At 55.3% G+C, this 22,919-nt stretch carries 17 protein-coding genes; 13 read left to right on the top strand and 4 right to left on the bottom strand.

The genetic code is table 11. From position 1 onward, the window contains the following. The first annotated feature begins 193 nt into the window (after window positions 1–193). Window positions 194–1,840 carry an electron transfer flavoprotein-ubiquinone oxidoreductase gene (locus W822_RS36240; protein ID WP_024005567.1) on the top strand — a complete coding sequence of 549 codons (1,647 nt, stop codon included), beginning with the start codon at window positions 194–196 and terminating at the stop codon, window positions 1,838–1,840. A gap of 110 nt (window positions 1,841–1,950) precedes the next feature. Here the strand turns inward: W822_RS36240 and acs are convergent, their stop codons facing one another. After that, window positions 1,951–3,930 carry an acetate--CoA ligase gene (gene acs / locus W822_RS36235; RefSeq protein WP_024005566.1) on the bottom strand — a complete coding sequence of 660 codons (1,980 nt, stop codon included), beginning with the start codon at window positions 3,928–3,930 and terminating at the stop codon, window positions 1,951–1,953. Window positions 3,931–4,622: 692 nt separating this feature from the next. Here acs and W822_RS0123635 point away from each other — a divergent pair. Continuing rightward, the gene (locus W822_RS0123635) at window positions 4,623–5,315 is read left to right on the top strand and encodes a C40 family peptidase (protein WP_024005565.1); all 693 of its coding nucleotides are present in this window, start codon (window positions 4,623–4,625) and stop codon (window positions 5,313–5,315) included. Window positions 5,316–5,516: 201 nt separating this feature from the next. Here the strand turns inward: W822_RS0123635 and W822_RS36230 are convergent, their stop codons facing one another. Next, window positions 5,517–5,861 carry a DUF2325 domain-containing protein gene (locus W822_RS36230; RefSeq protein ID WP_024005563.1) on the bottom strand — a complete coding sequence of 115 codons (345 nt, stop codon included), beginning with the start codon at window positions 5,859–5,861 and terminating at the stop codon, window positions 5,517–5,519. A gap of 291 nt (window positions 5,862–6,152) precedes the next feature. On the opposite strand from W822_RS36230, the gene W822_RS36225 reads away from it, so the two are divergent. The 7 genes from W822_RS36225 to W822_RS36195 all read left to right on the top strand — a co-directional run bounded on the left by W822_RS36225 (window position 6,153) and on the right by W822_RS36195 (window position 16,333). Then, window positions 6,153–6,818, top strand: a complete 666-nt coding sequence (locus W822_RS36225) for a TetR/AcrR family transcriptional regulator (RefSeq protein WP_024005562.1) — start codon at window positions 6,153–6,155, stop codon at window positions 6,816–6,818. Then, complete coding sequence (locus W822_RS36220) at window positions 6,796–9,117, top strand: acyl-CoA dehydrogenase (protein ID WP_031242868.1); 2,322 nt, start codon at window positions 6,796–6,798, stop codon at window positions 9,115–9,117. Before W822_RS36225 ends, W822_RS36220 begins: the two co-directional genes overlap by 23 nt. Before the next feature lie 2 nt (window positions 9,118–9,119). Then, window positions 9,120–10,403, top strand: a complete 1,284-nt coding sequence (locus W822_RS36215) for an acetyl-CoA C-acetyltransferase (protein ID WP_024005560.1) — start codon at window positions 9,120–9,122, stop codon at window positions 10,401–10,403. A 9-nt stretch (window positions 10,404–10,412) separates the two neighbouring features. Continuing rightward, window positions 10,413–12,338: a 3-hydroxyacyl-CoA dehydrogenase NAD-binding domain-containing protein gene (locus W822_RS36210; protein ID WP_024005559.1), complete on the top strand. Its 1,926-nt coding sequence runs from the start codon at window positions 10,413–10,415 to the stop codon at window positions 12,336–12,338. A gap of 111 nt (window positions 12,339–12,449) precedes the next feature. After that, window positions 12,450–13,919, top strand: coding sequence for an OmpP1/FadL family transporter (locus W822_RS36205; RefSeq protein WP_024005558.1), 1,470 nt, complete (start codon window positions 12,450–12,452; stop codon window positions 13,917–13,919). Between the two features lie 106 nt (window positions 13,920–14,025). Continuing rightward, a complete protein-coding gene (locus tag W822_RS36200) occupies window positions 14,026–14,604 on the top strand; it encodes a chalcone isomerase family protein (protein ID WP_024005557.1) in 579 nt (192 codons plus the stop codon). 49 nt (window positions 14,605–14,653) lie between these two features. After that, the gene (locus W822_RS36195; RefSeq protein ID WP_024005556.1) at window positions 14,654–16,333 is read left to right on the top strand and encodes an AMP-binding protein; all 1,680 of its coding nucleotides are present in this window, start codon (window positions 14,654–14,656) and stop codon (window positions 16,331–16,333) included. Between the two features lie 211 nt (window positions 16,334–16,544). Here the strand turns inward: W822_RS36195 and W822_RS36190 are convergent, their stop codons facing one another. Then, window positions 16,545–17,534 (bottom strand): CysB family HTH-type transcriptional regulator, encoded by a 990-nt coding sequence (locus tag W822_RS36190; RefSeq protein ID WP_024005555.1) that lies wholly within the window; start codon window positions 17,532–17,534, stop codon window positions 16,545–16,547. A 233-nt stretch (window positions 17,535–17,767) separates the two neighbouring features. After that, a complete protein-coding gene (gene lptF, locus W822_RS36185) occupies window positions 17,768–18,874 on the bottom strand; it encodes an LPS export ABC transporter permease LptF (protein ID WP_024005554.1) in 1,107 nt (368 codons plus the stop codon). A gap of 56 nt (window positions 18,875–18,930) precedes the next feature. On the opposite strand from lptF, the gene W822_RS36180 reads away from it, so the two are divergent. The 4 genes from W822_RS36180 to W822_RS36165 all read left to right on the top strand — a co-directional run bounded on the left by W822_RS36180 (window position 18,931) and on the right by W822_RS36165 (window position 22,735). Continuing rightward, the gene (locus W822_RS36180; protein ID WP_024005553.1) at window positions 18,931–20,454 is read left to right on the top strand and encodes a leucyl aminopeptidase; all 1,524 of its coding nucleotides are present in this window, start codon (window positions 18,931–18,933) and stop codon (window positions 20,452–20,454) included. Next, window positions 20,444–20,878 carry a DNA polymerase III subunit chi gene (locus W822_RS36175; RefSeq protein ID WP_024005552.1) on the top strand — a complete coding sequence of 145 codons (435 nt, stop codon included), beginning with the start codon at window positions 20,444–20,446 and terminating at the stop codon, window positions 20,876–20,878. The genes W822_RS36180 and W822_RS36175 overlap by 11 nt, the downstream gene beginning before the upstream one ends. Before the next feature lie 36 nt (window positions 20,879–20,914). Further along, window positions 20,915–21,916 (top strand): hypothetical protein, encoded by a 1,002-nt coding sequence (locus W822_RS36170; protein ID WP_024005551.1) that lies wholly within the window; start codon window positions 20,915–20,917, stop codon window positions 21,914–21,916. A 126-nt stretch (window positions 21,917–22,042) separates the two neighbouring features. Continuing rightward, window positions 22,043–22,735 (top strand): Bax inhibitor-1/YccA family protein, encoded by a 693-nt coding sequence (locus tag W822_RS36165; protein WP_024005550.1) that lies wholly within the window; start codon window positions 22,043–22,045, stop codon window positions 22,733–22,735. The last annotated feature ends 184 nt before the right edge of the window (window positions 22,736–22,919 follow it).

The following is a 22,919-nucleotide window of genomic DNA, read 5'->3' as shown; positions in this document are numbered from 1 at the left end:
ACTTATACTAGGTAGACCTATCGCGACGGCAATGTGATCACAAATCTGCCGCAGGTTGTTCCGCCTGACAGATCAAACAGTGGTTTCAGCGCAGTTAACCACGACTTCACCGAGAAATAACTGCAATTGCACTAGCATTGCAATACAATCGACACTAACTACAGAATTACATTATCTTCAGGAGCACACGCGAATGTCAGAACGCGAATCAATGGAATATGACGTCGTGGTTGTCGGAGGCGGACCTGCCGGTCTGGCTGCCGCAATCAGATTAAAACAACTCTGTCAGGAAAAAGGGCAGGACTATTCGGTCTGCGTACTGGAAAAAGGCGGCGAGATCGGCGCACATATTCTATCGGGTGCCGTCATGGATCCGCAGGCTCTGAGTGAACTAATCCCAGACTGGAAAGAAAAAGGCGCACCGCTTGGCGTCGAAGTGACCGAAGATCAATTTCTTTTCCTGAACGAGACGGGACATAAATCCACACCCAAATGGGCGCTGCCCCCCTGTTTTCACAATGAAGGCAACTATATCGTGCGCCTGGGCTATGTTGCACGCTGGCTGGGTGAGCAGGCCGAGGCCCTGGGCGTCGACATTTTCCCGGGCTTTGCGGCCACGGAACTGCTGTATAACGAAGCAGGCGGCATTCGTGGCGTCGCCACGGGCGACATGGGCCTGGATCGTGATGGCAACCAGACCGCCCATTACCAGCCGGGCATGGAACTGCATGCAAAATACACACTCTTTGCCGAGGGCTCACGCGGACAACTCGGCCGTCAGCTGATCGAAAAATTCAAGCTGGATCAGGGACGTGACCCGCAAAGCTACGGTATCGGCATTAAGGAAATGTGGGAAATCGAACCGTCCAAATTCAAGAAAGGCCTGGTGGTTCACACCGCAGGCTGGCCACTGGACGCCAATACGTATGGCGGCTCTTTCCTGTATCACCTGGAAGACAATCTGGTCATGGTCGGCATGGTGGTGGGGCTGGATTACACCAATCCGTGGCTGTCTCCTTTTGAAGAATTCCAGCGCTACAAAACCCACCCCAGCATTCGTCCTTATTTTGAAAACGCCAAACGCGTGGCCTATGGCGCACGCGCCATTACGGCCGGCGGCCTGCTGTCGCTGCCCAAACTGGTCTTCCCGGGTGGCGCACTGATCGGCTGCGAAGCCGGTTTTCTGAACGCCAGCCGCATCAAGGGCAGCCATGCCGCGATCAAAACTGGTTCGCTGGCTGCAGAAGCGGCCTTCGACGCACTGACCGCCGAGCGCAGTCAGGACATTTTGTCGGCCTATCCGATTGCCTTTGAACAGTCCTGGCTGTATGAAGAGCTCAACAAGGCCCGTAATTTCAAACAGTGGTTCAAGAAAGGACGCCTGATCGCCACGCTGATGACCGGCATCGAACAGCTAGTCTTCAAAGGCAAAATGCCGTGGACGATTCATCGCAAAAAAGCCGATCACGAATGCCTTAAACCGGCTGCCGAGTGCACAAAGATCGAGTACCCAAAACCCGATGGCAAGCTCACCTTTGATCGCCTGAGTTCGGTCTTTATTTCCAATACCAATCACGAGGAAAACGAACCGGTTCACCTGACGCTCAAGGACCCCTCTGTTCCTGTGCAGACCAACCTGCGCGTTTATGCAGGGCCTGAACAACGTTACTGCCCTGCCGCCGTCTACGAGTTCGTTCAGAACGAACAGGGCGAGGATCGTCTGCAGATCAATGCACAAAACTGTGTGCACTGTAAAACCTGTGACATCAAGGATCCAACGCAGAACATTGTCTGGGTTGCCCCCCAGGGCGGAGAAGGCCCGGTGTACAACGGTCTATAATCGCTGATCTGCCTGGCCGACTGTGCTGACAAATCATTCAGCACAGCCCGGCTAAAAAAAAGCGGCTGCCTCCTTCGGGAGTGCAGCCGCTTTTTGCTGGCGCAGTCTGATCAGACAGACTCGGTCAACTGCTCCAGTATGGCCGGATTTTCAAGCGTTGAGACATCTTGCGTGACCTCTTCGCCTTTGGCAACCACTCGTAACAGGCGACGCATGATTTTGCCCGAACGCGTCTTGGGCAGATTGTCGCCAAAACGAATATCCTTGGGCTTGGCAATCGGGCCGATTTCCTTTGCAACCCAGTCACGCAATTGCTTGGCTATTTCTTTGGCCTCGTCACCGTGCGGGCGGTCACGCTTGAGTACGACAAAGGCCACCACCGCTTCGCCGGTCGTGGCATCGGGACGGCCGACCACGGCCGCTTCTGCAACCAGTTCATGTGAAACGAGTGCTGACTCCACTTCCATGGTACCCAGGCGATGTCCCGATACATTCAGCACATCATCGATACGCCCCATAATCCAGAAGTAGCCGTCATTATCGCGTTGCGCACCATCACCGGCCAGATAATAACCCCGATATTCCGCCGGGAAGTAGCTGTTTTTATAGCGCTCGGAATCGCCCCAAACATTACGTATCATGGCCGGCCATGGTTTTTTGATAACCAGAAAGCCGCCCTTGCCATTGGGCACATCTTCGCCGGTTTCATCAACGATGGCCGCAAAAATGCCAGGCAGCGGCAAGGTGCATGAACCGGGCTTCAGGGGGGTAGCACCAGGCAGCGGAGTAATCATCTGACCACCGGTTTCCGTTTGCCACCAGGTATCGACAATGGGACAGCGTTCCTTGCCCACATTCTTGTAATACCAGACCCACGCTTCCGGATTGATGGGTTCGCCGACCGAGCCGATAATACGCAGGCTGGACAAATCGAAGCTATCGGGATGCACTTTGGCATCGGCGTCGGACGCCTTGATGAGCGAACGAATCGCCGTTGGCGCCGTGTAGAATGTGGTGACCTTGTGGCGCCCGATCATGTCCCAGAAGCGGCCCGCATTCGGATAAGTAGGAACACCTTCGAAGACCACTTGCGTCAGGCCGGCGGCCAGCGGACCATAGGCCACATAGGTATGCCCGGTGATCCAGCCTACATCGGCGGTACACCAGAACACATCGCCGGGCTTCTGGTCAAACGTCCATTTGACCGTCAGCATGGCCCACAGCAAATAACCTGCAGAGGAATGCTGCACGCCTTTGGGCTTGCCCGTCGAGCCGGACGTATACAAAATGAATAACGGGTCTTCCGAATTCATGACTACCGGCTCGCACTCATCAGACTGACCCTGTTCAAAATCTTCCCACCAGATATCGCGCCCGTCCACCCAATGTGTATCGCCACCCGTGCGACGATACACAATCACCGAACGCACTTTCTCGGTATTGCTCTGCGACAGCGCTTCATCAACGGCAGGCTTCAGGGGCAGCGCCTTGCCGCCACGATACTGACCATCGGCCGTAATCACGACAGAGGCGCCGACATCCACGATCCGTTCATGCAGGCTCTTGGCCGAAAAACCTCCGAACACAACCGAATGAATGATACCCAGACGCGCGCAGGCCTGCATGGCAACCACGGCTTCGATAGACATGGGCAGGTAGATGATGGCGGTGTCGCCTTTTTTATATCCTGCCGCCTTCAGGCCATTGGCAAAGCGGCACACCCGCCCCAGTAGCGCTTTATAGGTGACCGGTGTCACTGCCCCGTCATCTGCCTCGAAAATAATTGCCGTCTGATCTCCCCGTCCTTCTTCGACGTGCTTATCCAGGCAGTTGTATGAGACATTGAGCTCACCATCTGCAAACCATTTATAGAAAGGCGCACCCGAGGAATCCAGCACTTGCGTAAATGGACGGGTCCAGCGCAAATGCTCGTTTGCCTGACGCCGCCAGAACCCTTCGAAGTCATCTTCAGCTTCTTTATAGAGCGCTTTATAGGCGTCCATACCCGGTATCACCGCATTCCGTACGAATTCTTCATTAGGTGGAAATACGCGATTCTCGACGAGTACGGACTCGATTGAAGTGGACATAAAAGCAGTCTCCTTGAATAAAAAATAAAAGCAGATAATTCGTTCAGGCCGGATCGCGCCAGGTGTCGCGTCGCCGATATCTCTATATAGTATCCGAGATTAAATTAAATAGAAATCAGCAACAACCTTAGACCGACTGCCCGGGCAGACCCCTGGTTCTAACCAGCCCATGAGCAACCTCGCTTATTCAGGTTGTTTTCTCATTCCCCGGTACACTGTAGCCTATTTCATGCGATTTAATTTTGCGGCAGATCAGATGGGCATGCTAAAAATATTGACAGACGATGCCTCATGACGGTGAAACGCATTCAGAATAACCGATCGCATCCGATGCCGTTCAAGAGAACATTTCATGGGGGATCGACGTGAAGTGTGCCATTCCTACCAAAATATCACAATTGAATTTTATTTTTACATTTAACACAGCCTTGAGCTGACAGAATATTGAAACGTCACAATCAAAGAAGTTCCTGCAAATGAATTTAACTAACAGGCAAAAACCAGCAACATCGAGTCAATATCGAACCATCTTCTCAAATCGCTCGTTTTTTGATCAGAAAGTGAATTTTTCTTGATTTTCGCCTAGAAAATCTTTAGAAAACGGTTGTGACTGCCTTGATTTTTATGTAGAATTTGCTCAGCTTTTGGAAAAGCTAGTTCGGACACCCTACTTTTAACGATATGTAACGACTATGCCCCCACAAAACCCTGTCAGTCCAGGCAATTTGCGTTCCCGTTTTCGACGGTCGTTGCTTGCCCTCCTCAGTATCTCCCTCAGCAGTTTAACTTTCTCCCACGTCGCTTTCGCCGACGATTTTGATCAGGAACAAACCCAGAAACTCATCATCACCCAGAATGGCGTGGTCGATGCAGCGACTGAAAAACCTGTATCAGAATGGGATCCCCGCATTTCAGACCCGATCGGCGACTTAATTGCACAGGCCAAATTGCGCCGCAATAACAAGGATGCCGCCATTGATTCACCCGTATCCGCATCCAGCGAACTGGCTGAAGCCGCACTCAACTATCTGGGCGTGCGTTATCGCTATGGTGGAACTACCCCGAAAGGCGGCTTTGACTGCTCCGGTTTGATCTACTATACCGCCAGCAAATATATGGGTGTGAATCTGCCGCGCGTCGCAGCTTCGATGGCCCAGATTGGCGAGTCGGTCAGCCGCGATGAACTCAAGCCTGGCGATCTGGTCTTTTTCAATACCCGCGGAAAACGCTATTCCCACGTTGGTATCTATGTAGGTGAAAACAAATTTGTTCATTCGCCACGTACGGGTTCTGTCGTACGTGTCGACAAAATGGACAATGTGTACTGGAACAAACGCTACAATGGCGCGCGCCGGCTTGAAGGGCAACGCGTCGCTTCACGCTGATCGCAGATCAGTGTAAGTCTGCCCAGGCAACCGCGCCTGCGCATCAGACAAAACAGACCGGATATTCTTAACGAGGAATATCCGGTCTGTTTTATTTTGCGCAAGCAGTCTGACGACACTGTCTATCTGACCACCTGGGCGCCTATCTGCCTGCCTGCGCACCCTGCTGCCCCAAAACCGGGACAGCAGCCGGGCAAATGATCAGCCACGCTTGCCAGCTGTCTTGCGCTGCGGACAATCGGCGCAACGGAAACCCGATTGCGTCAGCGCCTGCTCCATGCTGCAGAGCGAGCGTCGACAAGCCACGACAGGCACGCCCGCTTTCTGTGCGGCTGACCGGAACGATTTCATCACATTGTGCCCCAGGAAGTCGGTCAGCAGAATCACCATTTGCGTTCCGGTCGGAAGCTGATAGGTTTTCTTCTGATGGGACGGATCCCGCCCGCTGATATGCTGTTTGATTTCAATATTATGATCTTTTAAAAGCACCGGGATATTGCCCAGACGATCGGCGCCAACCACTACTGCACTCATATTTCCAATCATAGTCATCTCCAAAGAAACTGGATTGATTATAAATAAGAATCATTATTATTAGCAATAAATATTTTCATATATTTATGACTATCTGATTGAAACGACCGTTGAATCGATCACAAGCGACCAGCCCCTTGGTAGCACGGTGCGCTTTACCGTGCAGTCGGGCGCTTACTCTACTCTATATGGCACTCTGGTTAAATCTGTCGCTATCGTGTACGTGCTAGGGTTATTCCTGAATAGTTATTTTTCGCAAGCCGCCATAAAATTAAAACACTTGTTTAAATCGTGTGTTTGATTATGGCCACCAATCGCAGTGAAGTTACCCGCAGATCCATCCTGAACGCTGCTGAAACCCTGTTTGTGAAGACCGGGTACGATGCGACCTCACTGCGTCAGATCACAACAGCCGCCAGCGTCAATCTGGCATCCATCAACTATCACTTCGGCAGCAAGGAAGAACTGGTTCGTGCCGTTCTCAAACGTCGCCTGGAGTGGATCAACCGGGAACGTATCCGCCTGCTCGACGAGCTGGAAAAAAGCGCGCATCCCAACCCGGTCAAACCTTCGCAACTGGTTGATGCTTTCTTTGGCACACTGCTGCGACACGCGTCTGACCCGGACCATGATGCCAATATTTTCATGCGCCTGCTCGAGCGCACCATGACCGACCCGTCAACGTTCATCAAGACCCTGTTTGCCCAGGAATATATTGAAGTGGTCTCCCGCTACAAAGCAGCCTTTGTCCGTGCCATGCCCGACGTGCCCGAGGCGGAAATCATCTGGCGGTTTCATTTCATGCTTGGCGCCACATCCTACGCGATTGCCGGCATCAATATTTTGCAGGGCGTTCTACCCAATGTGACCTCCCCCATCGTCGACGAAAACGTCTATGACGAATTGCTCCTGCCCCGATTAATGAGTTTCCTACTAGGAGGACTTCGTGCCCCTCTCCCAACACATTAAAGCGTTTCGCAAACGTCGTATCAGCCAACCTTTACTGGCCAAATTCAGAAAGGTGTTGCCGGCCATGTCGGACACTGAAAAAGATGCCATTGAGGCGGGCACTGTCTGGTGGGACGCGCAACTTTTCAGCGGGAAACCCGACTGGGCCATGTGGCAGCAGTTTCCCAAACCCACCCTGACACCTGAAGAACAGGCCTTCATGGACAACGAAGTGGCACATGCGTGCTCACTGGTCGATGACTGGAAAATCACGACCGAAGATTTTGACCTGCCTGCCCAGGCCTGGGATTACATCAAGTCCAGGCGGTTCCTGGGCATGATCATTCCAAAACAATACGGCGGCCTGGGTTTCTCGGCGTTTGCCCACTCCGAAGTCATGACCCGGCTGTCCACCCGCAATTCCGCGCTGGCCGTCTCGGTCATGGTGCCCAACTCACTCGGCCCGGGCGAGCTGCTGGTCCACTACGGTACCGAAGCGCAAAAAGACCACTATCTGCCCCGGCTGGCCCGGGGAGAAGACATCCCCGCCTTTGCGCTGACCAGCCCATGGGCCGGTTCGGATGCCGCCGCCATTCCTGATAGCGGCGTTGTCTGCATGGGTGAATGGAATGGTGAACAGGTTCTGGGCATGAAGGTATCCTGGAACAAGCGATATATCACACTGGCGCCGGTCTGCACATTACTGGGCCTGGCGTTTCGCCTGTTCGATCCGGACGGTCTGCTCGGCGACAAAAAAGATATCGGCATTACCTGCGCGCTGGTGCCACACGACCATCCCGGTGTACAAATTGGTCGCCGGCATTTCCCCCTGAACGCCATGTTCATGAACGGCCCTACCCAGGGCACGGACGTCTTCATGCCGCTCGATTTCATTATCGGCGGCCCCAAAATGGCCGGCCACGGCTGGCGCATGCTGATGGAATGTCTGGCGGCAGGTCGCTCAATCTCGCTGCCCTCTTCCAATGTCGGCATGTCGCAAATGACCGTGCGCGCTGTCGGCGCCTACTCGCGTATTCGCAAGCAGTTCAATTTGTCCATCGGCAAATTCGAAGGCATCGAAGAAGTGCTGGCCCGCATGGGCGCCTACACTTATATGACCAATGCTGTGCGTGTCATGACAGCAGGTGCGGTGGATCTGGGTGAAAAACCATCGGTGGTGTCGTCGATTGCCAAGTACCATGTAACCGAACGGGCCCGCGTTGTGGTCAACGATGGCATGGATATTATCGGCGGCAAAGGCATCTGCCTGGGTCCGTCCAATTTCCTGGGTCGGGCCTACCAGCAGATTCCGGTGGGCATTACCGTCGAAGGCGCCAATATCCTGACGCGCAGTCTGATTATCTTCGGTCAGGGCGCGATTCGCTGCCACCCTTATGTCCTGCGCGAGATGTCCGCCGTGCAGGAACACGACCAGAAGGTCGCACTCGACAAATTCGATGAAGCACTGTTCGGCCATATCGGGTTTGCCGTCAGCAACGGGTTCCGCTCGCTGGTGAGCGGTCTGTTTGGTTCAGGCATCCTGGGTATCAAGGCCGGGCATTCGAGCCAGATGCGCCCCTATTACGGCCAGATTACCCGCCTGTCATCCGCACTCGCGCTAAGCGCAGACGTGTCCATGCTGGTGCTGGGCGGCAGCCTGAAAAAAAGAGAGAAAATCTCTGCTCGATTGGGCGACGTCCTGTCTTTGCTCTACCTGGCGTCGGCCACACTCAAGCACTTTGAAGACCAGGGTTGCCAGTCCGACGACGCAGCCTTTGTTCACTGGGCCGTGCAGGATGCACTTGAAAAAGCGCAAACCGCCCTGCTCAATGTCTATCGCAACTTTCCAAACCGCTGGATCGGCGCGGCTCTGAGGTTGATTGTGTTCCCCTGGGGCCGCGTCTTCAAACGCCCCAAAGATCGCCTTGACCGTGCCATTTGCGAACAACTAATGCAACCGGGTGCCGCACGTGACCGGCTGACCGCCAATTGTTATCTGCCTGACAGCGAAGATGATCCGGTCGGCGTCATTGAAAAGGCACTGGCCGCCACCTTGCGCGCCGAACCGATTGACGCCAAGATTCGCGACGCCGAAAAACGTGGTGTGTTTGACGGACGTCCGGCAGGCAATGTACGCGACGTTTCCGATCTGGCCCATCAACTGGATCAGATCAGCGACGAAGAATATGCCTTGTTGCGCGAACGCGATCGCCTGCGTGACAAAGTCATTCATGTCGATGATTTTCCGTTTGATCTGGGCATCGCCAAAACCCCCTATTCGTCTGAGCCTTCAGCGTCCAACCCAACCAAGGAATCCTGAACATGACATTCAAACCTGTTTATGTCGTCGATGGCGCCAGAACCCCCTTTCTGAAAGTACGCGGCGGCCCTGGCGCTTTTTCCGCGGGCGATCTGGCGGTACAGGCCGCGCGCGCCATGTTGCTGCGCCAGCCGGTCGAAGCCACTGCGCTGTCTGAAGTCATTGTCGGCTGCGCCGCACCCACACCGGATGAAACCAATATCGGCCGTGTCGTCGGCCTGCGCGTGGGCACGGGCAACAAGGTGCCGGCCTGGACAGTCATGCGCAACTGCGCTTCAGGCATGCAGGCACTGGATTCTGCCTGCGTCAATATCCAGACCGGTCGCTCCGATCTGGTACTGGCTTGCGGTACCGACGCCCTCTCACGCGCGCCCCTGCTCTTTTCCGATGGCATGGTTAACTGGCTCGCCAAATGGAATGGCGCGAAATCGACCGGGCAAAAACTCGCACTGTTGCGCCAGTTCAAACTCAGCAACCTGGCACCGGTCATTGGTCTGCTCAAAGGACTGACGGACCCCGTCATTGGTATTTCCATGGGTCAGACCGCTGAAAATCTGGCCTGGGAATTTGGCATCACCCGCAAGGAAATGGATGCGTTCAGTGTACGCAGTCACGAGCGCGCCATCGCCGGACAGAACCGTCACGCGTTTGACGAAATCACCGCGATTATCGACGCCAAAGGCAACGCCTATACCGAAGACGACGGCATTCGTCGCGACTCTACCGTAGACAAATTGGGCAAACTCAAGCCGGTATTCGACAAACCCAGCGGCAATGTGACCGCAGGCAACAGTTCGCAAGTAACCGATGGTGCAGCAGCACTGCTGCTAGCATCTGAAGAGGCTGTCGCCAAATGGAATCTGCAGCCCATCGGACGCATCCTGGACGCACAATGGGCCGCACTGGATCCTGCACAGATGGGTCTGGGTCCGGTACATGCAAGCGTGCCCATTCTGCAACGTCACAATCTGGGTCTGAATGACCTGGACTTGTGGGAGATCAATGAAGCGTTTGCCGCTCAAGTGTTAGGATGCATCCGGGCGTTCGAAAGCGAACAATACTGCCAGGCGCATTTCGGCCTGCCGGCCCTGGGGACACTGGACCAGGACAAACTCAATGTCGACGGCGGCGCCATTGCCCTGGGGCATCCTGTCGGCGCGTCAGGCGCACGCATTGTCCTGCATCTGCTGCAGGCCCTGCGCGCACGCAATCTGAAGCGCGGCATGGCAGCCATTTGCATCGGCGGCGGCCAGGGTGGCGCCATGCTCGTTGAAACGCTCGGGTAAGGATTAATCATGACAACAGAGAAGACATACAAAAACTGGACAGTACAGAAAGACGCACGGAATATCGCGTGGCTGACCATCGACTGCCCCGATCGCAGCATGAATGCACTGGCCAGTGACGTAATGGAAGAACTGTCCGACATTGTCGGTACACTGGAATTGTCGCCGCCCGCCGCCATGATTGTTCGCTCCGGCAAACGCAACGGCTTTATTGCTGGCGCCGATGTGAAAGAATTTCAAAGCATTGACAACGTCGATGCGGGCCGCAAGCTGATCGAGCGCGGCTGGCACCTGTTCAACCGGATCGAAAAACTGTCCTTTCCCACGCTGGCCCTGATTCACGGCGCGTGCCTGGGGGGTGGCCTGGAACTGGCGCTGGCCTGCCGCTACCGCATTGCCGTCGATTCTCCCAAGCCGGTCATCGGATTACCCGAAGTCAAACTGGGTATTTTCCCGGCCTGGGGCGGGCTCATGCGACTGCCGCGACTGATCGGTCCGCAAACCGCATTGAATATGATGCTGACGGGTCGCACCCTGGATGGTCGCCGCGCCCGTTCGGCGGGTGTGGTCGATCTGCTGGTGGCGCCACGTGTCGCCGAGAAGTCAGCCGTGGATCTGGTGACTTCGGGCAAGCCGGCACGCAAGGCCAAAGGACTGGCAGGGATGTTGAATCACGCGCCCCTCAAGTCACTGGTCGCCTCGCAGGCGCGCAAGAGCGTCAAACAGAAAGACCCATACGGCCATTATCCAGCAACGCTCACTATGCTGGATATATGGGAGAAACACGAGGGCGATCCGCTGGCCGATCCGCAAGCGCTGACCCGGCTGCTGCAATCGGACGTCACGCGCAATCTGATCCGCGTCTTTCACTTGCAGGAACGCCTCAAGGCCTTCGGTAAAAAACAGAACGCCAGACCCGTTCGTCACGTTCACGTGATCGGTGCCGGCGTGATGGGCGGCGGTATTGCCGCCTGGTGCGCCTTGCAGGGTATCAAAACCACGCTGCAGGATACCGATGCACAGAGAATCGCCGGCGCGTTCAAGAACGCGGTATCGGTGTATGCCCGCAAAGATCGGTATACCGCGCAGGCTGCGCGTGACCGCCTGATTCCCGATCTGGCAGGCGATGGCATCGCCACGGCTGATCTGGTGATCGAAGCGATCAGCGAGAATCCACAAGCCAAGCAGTCTCTCTATCAGCAGATCGAACCGAAAATGAAAGAAGGAGCGATCCTGGCGACCAATACCTCCAGCCTGTCTATTACCGAGTTACGTACGGTACTGGCGCATCCCGAGCGATTTGTCGGCATTCACTTTTTCAATCCGGTCTCACGCATGCCGCTGGTCGAAGTGGTTCATGCCGATGGCATCGCAGACGACACTCTAGATACCGCGACAGCTTTTGTGGGCAGCATCGGCAAACTGCCTCTGCCGGTACAGGATACCCCGGGCTTTCTGGTCAATGCAGTGCTCGCCCCCTATATGCTCGAGGCCATGCGCTGCATCGACGAAGGTATGGATCCGGAAGTCATCGACACGGCCATGCTGGAATTTGGCATGCCGATGGGGCCCATCACCCTGGCCGACACGGTCGGGCTGGATATCGCCATGGCCGCCGGCAAACAACTCTCAGATGGACAGCAGCCACCGCGTTGTCTGCAGGACAAAATTACCCAGGGCAAGCTCGGCACGAAAACCGGTGAAGGATTCTACGTCTGGAAAGATCGGAAGCGTGACCAGCGCAGCAAAAAGCCCGTTCCACAAGGACTGGCGCAACGGCTGATCAAGCCACTGATTGACCAGACAGAAAAGCAGTTGGCAAACCATATCGTCGAGGACGCCGACCTGGCCGACGCAGGCGTCATTTTCGGCACCGGATTCGCCCCCTTTACCGGTGGGCCCATTCATTACAGGTTGAAAAAAGGAGGAGCATGACGACAGACAGTATCCCAAAAAAGCAGTGCGTTTTATTACAAATGTGATACCACCTGACATGACCTCGTGCTCTGTCAGTGTCATCACCAGTTTTACACTTAGGATGGACGTATGAAGAGACATACACACAAACTGCGGCGAACACTTATAAACGCAGCATTGGTCGGATTGGGAACCACAAGTTTCTCCACCGTGCACGCCGCCGGATTCAATTTGCTGGAACAAAACGCAAGCGGGTTGGGCGTCGCCTACGCTGGAAGCGGCGCGGTGGCGGAAAACGCCTCAACCATTTATTACAACCCGGCCGGTATGACCAATCTGCCCGGCCTGAACGTGTCGATCGGTGGCAACTATATTATCCCCTCGTTCAAGTTCAGTAATGACCGCAGTAGCCTGCCTGGCGCCTTTGGCACCCCCAACGCGCAGTTCTCTGGCGCAAAGCTGGGCGATGAGGGTGACAATGCGGGTGGTGGCGCCTTCGTACCCAATGCCTATGTTTCCTGGCAGGTAACGGATCGCTTCTTTGCCGGTCTGGGTATCGGTGCGCCCTTCGGGCTGGCCACCGACTATGGCGATGGTTTCATGGGTCGCTATCATTCGAAGAAGTTCGAAATTGAAACCATGAACTTCAATCCGTCATTGGCCTATCGGCTGAACGATAGCTGGTCTATCGGTGCGGGCATCAATATTCAGCATATCAAGGCAGAATATGAGAAGAGCACGGTCGTCGATATGCGCAGCCAGGTCAGCGGCGCCGTCACGCAGAAATATATCGCTGCCGGCGTGCCGCCCCAGCAGGCTGCGGCCATGGGAAAGGCCGTTGGTGATCAATATGGTCCGATCCTGGACGGTGATGCCAAAGTCAAAATGAGCGACACGGCACTGGGCTGGAATATTGGCGTCATGTTCCACCCGACCGAAGATACGCGAGTCGGCCTGTCCTATCGTTCACGTATCAAATACACTGCAAAAGGCGACACCGATGTGGACATTCATCGTCCGTCGGCCACGATGATCGGCGCCATGCCCGCGCAATTGCAGGAAATCTATAGCCTTGTGCCGGCATCCCTGACGTCGACATCCAGCGCCAGCGTCACCCTTCCCGATACGGCATTGCTCAGTATCTATCAGCGTGTCAGTCCGCGTTGGGAATTGCTGGGTGATATCCAGTGGACAGGCTGGAGCAGCCTGCCGGAACTGACCATCAAGAGCGATACGCTGCCCAGCGCCAGCCTGGACCTGAGGTTCAAGGATTCCTGGCGTATTGCCGTCGGCGCCATGTATCAGGTTGCACCACAGTGGAAGCTGAAAGCCGGTGTCGCATGGGATCAGTCTCCGGTTCGCAAGGCGGAACATCGCCCTGCTTCGTTGCCTGATAATGACCGCTACTGGTTCTCCGTGGGTGCTCAATATAAACCTTCGGAAAATACAGCGATTGATGTTGGCTACAGTTATATGTATTTGAAAAAATCACATATCGACAATACCAATAATGATAATCTCGCACAGTATGGCCGTCTGAGTGGCAGCTACAAGTCGCATGGCCATATCTTCGGTCTACAGGTTTCGCACCGGTTCTGACGCGTCACTTGGACAGCCTGTGAACCCGGTCATGCCTGACGCTCGATCAACCTGCGCCAGGCATGACGGATTCAACCAAAACAAGATTTTCATTGGGAGACAAGCAATGAAACTGACTCGATCTTTTCTGGTCGCCGCCATCATGGCGCTGTCGGCCCAGACCTTTAATGCCCGCGCCCTGACGGTAGACGGCCACACGGTCCCCGATACCTACACCCTGAACAATACGCAACTGGTTCTTAACGGCGCCGGCATTCGCAAGAAAGTGGTATTCGACGTTTACCTTGCTGCGTTGTACACTAGTACCAAAACCAGCCAGGCACAAACCATTATCAACAGCACAACGCCTCGCGCCTTGCGACTTGTGCTGTTGCGCGATATCGATAGCACGTCTCTTGCAGATGCATTGAACGAGGGCCTGCGCGACAATACCACAGACAGTCAGTGGCAGGCGATACAGCCTTCTGCCAAACAATTCGCCAGCCTGCTTCTTCAACAGAAAAGCCTGAAGCGAGGCAGTATCATCGATATCCTGTTTTCAGGTTCGCGGGTGTCTGTCTCGGCATTGGGCGCGCAACAGGGTGCAGTCAATGATGGCGAATTTGCCAAGGCGGTGCTTGCCGTCTGGCTGGGTAAAGATCCGGCGCAGTCGACACTCAAGCGCGCACTGCTTGGCGCCGGTTGACAACACGGTCCAAAAGCGGTTTGCTGTCCTTTCACTCCAAGGATAAGACATGGAAAAAATCTGGCTAAAAAATTATCCCAACGGTGTTCCTGCCGAAATTAATATCGACGACTATGCGTCGCTGGCGGAACTCTTCAATCAAAGTTGTGAGCAGTTTGCCGGCTCAACCGCCTATATTTCCATGGGCTGCTCACTCAGCTATACCCAATTGCATGATGCCGCCTGCCGTTTCGCGGCATGGCTGCAAGCCAACGGCGCAACACCGGGCACACGGGTTGCACTGATGATGCCCAATGTCCTGCAGTATCCCGTGGCCCTGTTCGGAACCCTGCTGGCCGGTTGCGTGGTCGTCAATTGCAATCCGCTTTATACAGCAAGGGAGCTGGAGCACCAGTTGAAAGACGCTGAAGCCGAATTCGTCGTTGTCGTGGAGAACTTCGCCCATACCCTTGAGGCGGCACGACCCGCCCTGCCCATGCTCAAGCATGTCATCGTGGCTACACTCGGTGACATGCTGGGTGCCTTCAAAGGGACGGTTCTGAATCTGATCGTCAGGCATATCAAAAAAATGGTGCCTGCCTGGTCTCTGCCGGGCCATATTCCGTTTGCGCACATATTGAAGCAGTCAAAAGCGACCGACTTTACCCCGGTCAGCCTGAATCATTCGGATATGGCCTTTCTGCAATACACCGGTGGTACTACCGGTGTTGCCAAAGGTGCGGTGCTGACCCATGGCAATCTGGTCGCCAATTTGTGCCAAGCCTATGCCTGGGTCAAGCCCTACGTAAAAGCCAATGGCAAGGATTTTGTCGTCACTGCCCTGCCGCTTTATCATATATTCGCACTCACAGCCAATTGCCTCACCTTCATACGGCTGGGTGCGACCAATCTTCTGATTCTGAACCCGCGTGATATCCCCGCCTTTATCAAAGAACTCCGCAAATATCCATTTACAGCCTTTACCGGCGTCAACACCCTGTTCAATGCACTCATGAACAACCCCGAGTTCAAGTCAGTATCATTCGACTCGCTCAGTCTGACACTGGGAGGCGGCATGGCAGTGCAGCGGCCGGTAGCAGAAAGATGGCAACAGATCACCTGCAAACCGCTAACCCAGGCATACGGCCTGACCGAAACCTCTCCGGCCGTCACCATCAATCCGCTGGATCTGAAGACATTCAATGGCGCCATCGGCCTGCCCGTGCCCTCCACCGACATTTCATTTCGCAATGACGCGGGCGAGGAACTGGGAATCAATGAAACCGGTGAATTATGCGTCAAGGGCCCGCAGGTCATGCGCGAATACTGGAAGCGCGAATCCGAAACACAAAAGGCGTTTGAGCCGGACGGCTTTTTGCGCACCGGTGATATGGGCTATATTGATGAAAACGGCTATATTTTTCTTGTTGACCGCAAGAAAGAACTGATTATTGTCTCCGGGTTCAACGTATATCCGTCCGAAATCGAAGAGGTGGTCGCCTCGCACCCCGGTGTCAACGAAGTTGCCGCCATTGGTTCCGATAATGGCGCGGCCGGCGAAGTGGTCAAAATCGTGGTGGTACGCAAGGACCCTTCTCTGACCGAACAGGCACTGATCGATTTTTGCAGGAAGGAACTGACTGGATACAAGGTGCCGAAAATTGTTGAGTTTCGCGACGAGCTGCCCAAATCACCGGTAGGCAAAATTCTCAAGCGCGAACTCAAAGACAGGCCCAAAAAACCGGAATAAGCCGTTCGCTGATCTGTTTCAGCGTTGGCGTGAAAACAAAACCCGAGTGATATAAATAGCCCCTGCGATGAACTGCACCCCAAAAGTTGGACCTGATCCAGCCTTTGGCGTGTTTGTCACAGTGAACTGACCGTAGCCGGGCCTGCTTTTTTCCTGTCACACCCTGTACGAATTCGGCACTTGCGGGTTTGGCGCGCTGCGCCGGCCGTCGTCAGGAAACGCGTCGTAATGGAGGCACGTAGTCAACGTCGGTATCGCCAGTGCCATTGGAATTGAGCGCAGCTTCGATGGCATCGCGGCTCAGTTCCGGGGTGAGCATGCTCAGAAAATCGTAAACGTAGTCACGCAGGAAAACGCCGCTTTTCAGACCAATGCGAGTCGTATGTTTGCCAAAAAGATGGCCCACCGGAATACCAACAAAGCCGCCGTCGCGGCGCGGATCGAAAGCGACCCCGGCGATAATGCCGATCCCCATTTCCACATCAACATAGGTTTTGATGACGTCGGCATCAATGGCTTCAAGCACGATATCGGGTTTGATGCCTTTTTCGGCAAAAGCCTGATCAATGGAGGTTCTGCCGGAAAATGCACGATCATAAGTAATGATCGGGAATTCGGCAATCTGCTCCAGCGACAGGTTCCTGGCCTGAGAAGAGGTCAGCTCGGTGAGCGGATGATCGGGTTTGACCACCAGGGTGTGCTCCCAGCAATAGCACGGCAAGGTCGCCAGGCCGGTCACTTCGGACAGTGATTCAGTGGCCAGCGCGATATCTGCCTGCTCCTGCAAGACCATCTGCGCCAATTGCATCGGACTGCCCTCGGCCAGGGAAACATGAACCTTGGGAAAACGCCGGCGAAACTCGGGAATGAATTTGGGCAAAAAGTAGCGCGCCTGGGTGTGTGTGCATGCAATCACCAGGCTGCCCTCATCCCGTCGCGCAAACTCATCGCTGACTTTCTTGAGATTGTCCACCTCGATCATGATGCGCTCGATAATACTGGCCACCGCCTGACCCGGCTTGGTCAATCCCTTGATCCGCTTTCCGTGGCGCTCGAACACCTTGATGCCCAGTTCATCTTCAAATTCAATAATCGCCTTGGACACGCCGGGTTGGGATGTGAACAGAATGCGCGAGGCTTCGGTCAGATTGTAATTGCGCCTGATGGTTTCACGAATGAAACGAAATTGTTGTAGATTCATTATCCTTGCCTATAGGAGCCACCTGGTCGCTGCAGCCGGACATCCGGAACAATGACAACAGAACAATGGGCCGGGACCCAGGACCGTCGCGCAACCGCGGGGGGTAATGGATGCAGTCATGAAGCGCACCATCACATAGATTATAAGTTATAACGAATCGTTTTTATATAATTAATTAATATATACATATAGTCAAACCCGGCCGAACCGGGGCGCCCAGCCGGCCATGGTGACTATATTGTTTGTTTTTTCGGCGTTTTAAGACGCATTCGGGTGTGAAATGCGTACAGACAGAGCAGGAAGACAATGACATGCAAGGACAGTGTGCCGGTCAGAAAATCCAGCTTGCCGTTGCTGATCCAGCCTCGCATGAGGTTGATCAGGTTCATGTAAAGCAGTCCTGTCAGCCCGGCCAGCAGCAGGTCACCGGAGCGACCAAGGCGTGGATTGACTGCCCCCAGGGGAATAGCCAGCAGAGCGAGATTGAGCGCCGCAATCGGCAGTGAAATACGCCACATGATTTGTGCCTGGCTTTCCGCCTTGTGATCCTGCACCAGATTGATGGTCGGACGCGATTTCATCTGGTTCAGGGCATTCTCGCGTGCTACTTGATCAGCGCTGACGCCCGACGAATTCTCCAGTCGCATCGTATAAGAATCAAAACTCACCATGCGAAATTCTGCGCTGTCGGTTTTCATGTCATAACGGTTGCCCGGACCAAGTACAACGTAGCGATCGCCATTATCTTCACGCCGTACACGCGCATTTTTCGAGGTCACAATGGTGTACCAGTCTTTATCCAGCACGCGGGCAAAAACCGCGCCGATCTCTTCGTCGGGGTCCTTCGGGGTTTCTGTAAAAAACACGCGCGCGCCGCCAGCTGATTCAATGAACTGGCCTGCAGTAATTTTGGACAGATCGGATCGCTGCTCGTAACGTTGCCGGTATTCCTCGATCTGGCGATACGCCCACGGCGTCACTTCAAGTGTGAGAATGGCAATCAGGGCACAGACCGGCAATGCCACGCGCAATACCGGTGCGATCCAGTCCTTGAGCGAGACGCCGCTGGCAAACCAGACCACCATTTCCGATTCTCTGTAATTGCGTGAAACGGTTGTGATGGTCGCAATAAACAGCGCGACCGCCAGAATGGTGGGTAAGGCCGTAATACTGGAGAGCGCTGCGATGCCCAAAACGATGTCTGCGCCGATCTGGCCTTCAGCGGCCTGGCCAAGCAGGCGTACCAGCAGGACACTGAGCCAAACGATGATAAGCGTGGAAAAGACAACGCCACCGTGACTGGTGATTTCTGCGACAACGGACCGTTTGAATAGCGACATAGGTAAAGATCGGCGATAATGAGAACATCTTTTCGACGCCTCAAGGTAGAAACAACATGGAATTTAACACACAAACCAGTCGCTCGATTCAACAAATCAAAACGCCTGCTTTATTCGTCGGGGTCTACACTGAAGGCGGCCTTGGAGAGACGGCCAAGCTGATCAATCACGCTTCCAATGGCGCCGTCGAGGCCGTGCTCAAACACGAATTCAAGGCGGCCGCCGGATCAATGATCGACCTGCGCACCCTGCCTGGCGTGCGCGCCGAACGCGTTGTTCTGGTCGGGCTTGGACCAAAGGAAAAGTTCAGCGGCAATACGCTGTCGCGGGCCCATGCCGCCATCGCAGGTTATTGCAGTGACGCATCGCTGGCCGAAGCGGTCTCCACCCTGCTTGAAGAACCCTGCCCGGCCACCACGCTGCGCCATAGCGCGCAACTGGCCGCAACCGCAGCCGGCAACGCCACTTATAAATACACCACCACGTTAAGCAAGGACAAACGCCCGGCCGCCGCAACGTTAAAAAAACTGACATTCACAATTGACAAACCGAACGCAAAACAGGTGGACGAAGGCCTGCGCCATGGCGCTGCCATCGCCCAGGGATTGAGCCTGACCCGTGAACTGGGCAATCTGCCGGCCAATATCTGCACGCCCACCTATCTGGGCAACCAGGCCAAACAGCTGGCCAAAGAGCATAAATCCATTACGGTAGAGGTGCTGGAACGCAAGCAGCTCGAAGCGCTCAAAATGAACGCGTTTCTGTCGGTTGCAGCCGGCTCCGATCAGCCCCCGCGCTTCATTGTGCTTAAGTATTCCCATGGCAGCGACAAGAAAAAACACAAGTCCGAAGGACCGGTCGTGCTGGTCGGCAAGGGCGTCACATTCGACACGGGCGGCATTTCCCTGAAACCGGGCGCGGGCATGGATGAAATGAAATTCGACATGTGCGGCGCGGCATCCGTGCTGGGTGTGTTCAAGGCAGTCGCCGAGATGGGACTGGACACCGAGCTCATCGGGCTGATTCCTGCTACCGAAAACATGCCTAACGGCCAAGCCACCAAACCAGGCGATGTCGTCACCAGCATGTCCGGCCAGACGATTGAAATTCTCAATACCGACGCAGAAGGCCGGCTGATCCTGTGCGATGCCCTGACCTACGCGGAACGCTTCGAACCTGCGCTGGTCGTGGATATCGCGACCCTGACCGGAGCCTGCATTGTCGCCCTGGGCAACTTCAACAGCGGCCTGTATGCGACCGATGACGCCCTCGCCGAGGATCTGCTGGGCGCGGGCCGACGCGCACTGGATACCGCCTGGCGCATGCCGCTGGATGACGAATACCAGGATCTGCTCAAATCCAATTTCGCCGATATGGCCAACATTGGCGGGCCCGCTGCCGGATCCGTGACCGCGGCCTGCTTTTTGTCGCGCTATACCAAGGCCTATCGCTGGGCCCACCTGGATATCGCCGGTACGGCATGGCTCAAGGGCGGTAAGGATAAAGGCGCATCCGGACGCCCGGTTCCCATGCTGTGCCAGTTTCTGATCGAGCGGCAGGCCGCGACGAATGCGCATTGATTTTGCCTTCGGTGCTGCCGACCGCCTGGGCATGGCCTGCGACGTGGTGCGCAAGCAATACCAGGCGGGTCAGCCAGTGCTGATCTATTGCACCGACCCCAAACGGCTTGCCGTGTTTTCACGGCGGCTGTGGGCGCTCGAAGATATTCTGTTCATTCCGCACGATGAAGTGGGTCCCGGCACTCCGCCCGACAGCCCGGTCCGGGTGACCCGCCACAGTCCCGCCGACGCGCTGCAAGACGGGATTGCGGTTCCCTGGCTGTTGAATCTGGATCTGGCCTGCCCGCCCTATACGGAGCGATTCGAACGCATACTGGAAATTGTCTCTAACCATGACCAGGACAAGGCCGCCGCCCGCCTTCGTTACAAGCAATACTCGGCGGCAGGTCACGATGTCCGGGCCCACAACATTTCCAGTCACTGACAACGCCCGGCGCCATCACCGGAAGGAGTCCCTCACATGTCCATCACTTTCAGAAAACGCCCTGACCATACCCTGTCTACGCCCGAGGCGAAAGAGCCGCATCTGGATCTGCATTCGATCGACGCCGGGCAGGCAGATGCCCTGGACGACGACGATATTCCGGTCCTGCTGCCGGCCGAGCCCGACAAGACACGCGAGGCCGTTCGCCACACGCTTTATACTCCGGACCCAAACCGCAGCGCCACCACCTCAGGCGCATCGTCAGCAAACCCGGATCGCAGATTTCAGGATCGCGCATTACCGGATCACGTTATGCAGGATCGAACTACACCGCATGATGATGCCGCGCCAGATCGCCCGGCATCGTTTCTGAAGCGCGAGAAGGCCGCCGTCCATATTCCCCCGCCACCGTCAGTCCCCCGTCGCGCCGCTGCGCATACTGACGCGCAAACGCCTGAGCATGCATCCACCCACCCATCAGCGCATATGCCAGCTCCTGCGGCACCACAAGGCACGACGCAGGCAACCCATGCAACGCACCCGACAGCGCAAACACCTGCTCGCACTGTCCCGCCTGCGCAACCCCCAGTCTCTGCAGCGACGCAGCAGCGCCCGCCTGAAATCCATTCCCCCACCGCCGCACCCGAATTGCCAGGACATCCGACGACACAGGATTATGCACCGTTTCTGAACACGGCGAAAAACAGACAGGACCCGCATAACAAACCTGAGCTATACGTCTGGTCTGACGATGAAAACGACGCATTTGCCCAGGTAGCCAAACGTGATTTCACACTGAACCGGATCGAGCCCACAGCAGGCCGCCCGTCATTCGATGCATCACTGTTTCGTGCCCCGTCACGCCCGCAGGCGCTGGCTTCCGCCGCTACACCCGCCAGCGTTGCCGATCCCGCTACTGCCATGCAGGCGGAGATTGATGCGCTGGTAACCGAATTGCTGGACGAGTCGCATGACTATCTGAAGCGACGTTTTCTGGAAGAGATCCCCGAAATCATTGCAAAATACCGCCAGAACTGATTAAGTTTACAGTACTGATTTCTGTGGATTTTTTTCTTTTCAGGTAAAATTCAGGGAACTGTCAGAAAAATCTTCTGTCTGATGTATACTGAATTTCAAGAAACCTGAAATGTTTTTGGAGAAACCATGACTGATTTGCGCCAGACTTTACCGCAGGAAGGCTATGCACCGGGCCAGGTGGTGCGCAACCGCGTGTTGCGCAATACGTACTGGCTGCTTGCGGCTTCCCTTATCCCCACCGTTCTGGGTGCAGCCCTTGCCTTGCAGCTGAACCTGAATGCCATGCTGGCCCCCGGCATTTCCACCATCGTTTTCCTGGTGGGTGCCTTCGGCCTGATGTTTGCCATCGAAAAAAACAAGAACAGCTCGCTGGGCGTCGGACTGCTTCTGCTGTTTACTTTTTTCATGGGCATGATGCTCTCGCGTCTGATCGGCCACGTGCTTGATTTCCGTAACGGCGCACAACTGATTATGCTGGCCTTTGGCGGTACCGCCGCCATCTTCGGCGTCATGGCCACCATTGCCACGACCAGCAAGCGTGATTTCACGGGTATGCAGAAAACCCTGTTTATTGGTGCCGTCGTGCTGCTCCTGGCGGCACTGGCCAACATGTTCCTGCAAATACCAGCGCTGGTCCTGACCATCTCCATTCTGGCTATTGTGATTTTCTCGGCCTTTATGCTGGTGGATGTGCAGCGCGTGGTCAATGGCGGCGAAACCAACTATATTTCGGCTACGCTGGCCATTTATCTGGATATCTACAACGTTTTTGCCAATCTGCTGGCCCTGCTGGGTATTTTCGGCGGCAGCCGCGAATAATCCGGCGCTCGCGCCACGTATCTTACCTTGCCACCACACATTTGCTGTGGTGGTTTTTTTTACCGTTGAGTATCCAAGAAAACCATAGCAGTTCAAGGACTGCGCCTGGAAAATTCCGAGGCAGCGTCTCGGAAATGAGCATCACCGAACTGCTTAATCGGCCGGGCCCAAGTCCCAGGATGCA

This window comes from Advenella kashmirensis W13003, assembly GCF_000506985.1.
Taxonomy (GTDB): Bacteria; Pseudomonadota; Gammaproteobacteria; order Burkholderiales; family Burkholderiaceae_B; genus Advenella; species Advenella kashmirensis_A.
This window is presented reverse-complemented; position numbering and strand designations above follow the sequence as displayed.

Coding starts and splice junctions, on each gene's coding strand:
- W822_RS36240 (WP_024005567.1), top strand. CDS start 194: ATGTCAGAACGCGAATCAATGGAATATGACGTCGTGGTTGTCGGAGGC.
- acs (WP_024005566.1), bottom strand. CDS start 3,930: ATGTCCACTTCAATCGAGTCCGTACTCGTCGAGAATCGCGTATTTCCA.
- W822_RS0123635 (WP_024005565.1), top strand. CDS start 4,623: ATGCCCCCACAAAACCCTGTCAGTCCAGGCAATTTGCGTTCCCGTTTT.
- W822_RS36230 (WP_024005563.1), bottom strand. CDS start 5,861: ATGATTGGAAATATGAGTGCAGTAGTGGTTGGCGCCGATCGTCTGGGC.
- W822_RS36225 (WP_024005562.1), top strand. CDS start 6,153: ATGGCCACCAATCGCAGTGAAGTTACCCGCAGATCCATCCTGAACGCT.
- W822_RS36215 (WP_024005560.1), top strand. CDS start 9,120: ATGACATTCAAACCTGTTTATGTCGTCGATGGCGCCAGAACCCCCTTT.
- W822_RS36210 (WP_024005559.1), top strand. CDS start 10,413: ATGACAACAGAGAAGACATACAAAAACTGGACAGTACAGAAAGACGCA.
- W822_RS36205 (WP_024005558.1), top strand. CDS start 12,450: ATGAAGAGACATACACACAAACTGCGGCGAACACTTATAAACGCAGCA.
- W822_RS36200 (WP_024005557.1), top strand. CDS start 14,026: ATGAAACTGACTCGATCTTTTCTGGTCGCCGCCATCATGGCGCTGTCG.
- W822_RS36195 (WP_024005556.1), top strand. CDS start 14,654: ATGGAAAAAATCTGGCTAAAAAATTATCCCAACGGTGTTCCTGCCGAA.
- W822_RS36190 (WP_024005555.1), bottom strand. CDS start 17,534: ATGAATCTACAACAATTTCGTTTCATTCGTGAAACCATCAGGCGCAAT.
- lptF (WP_024005554.1), bottom strand. CDS start 18,874: ATGTCGCTATTCAAACGGTCCGTTGTCGCAGAAATCACCAGTCACGGT.
- W822_RS36180 (WP_024005553.1), top strand. CDS start 18,931: ATGGAATTTAACACACAAACCAGTCGCTCGATTCAACAAATCAAAACG.
- W822_RS36175 (WP_024005552.1), top strand. CDS start 20,444: ATGCGCATTGATTTTGCCTTCGGTGCTGCCGACCGCCTGGGCATGGCC.
- W822_RS36170 (WP_024005551.1), top strand. CDS start 20,915: ATGTCCATCACTTTCAGAAAACGCCCTGACCATACCCTGTCTACGCCC.
- W822_RS36165 (WP_024005550.1), top strand. CDS start 22,043: ATGACTGATTTGCGCCAGACTTTACCGCAGGAAGGCTATGCACCGGGC.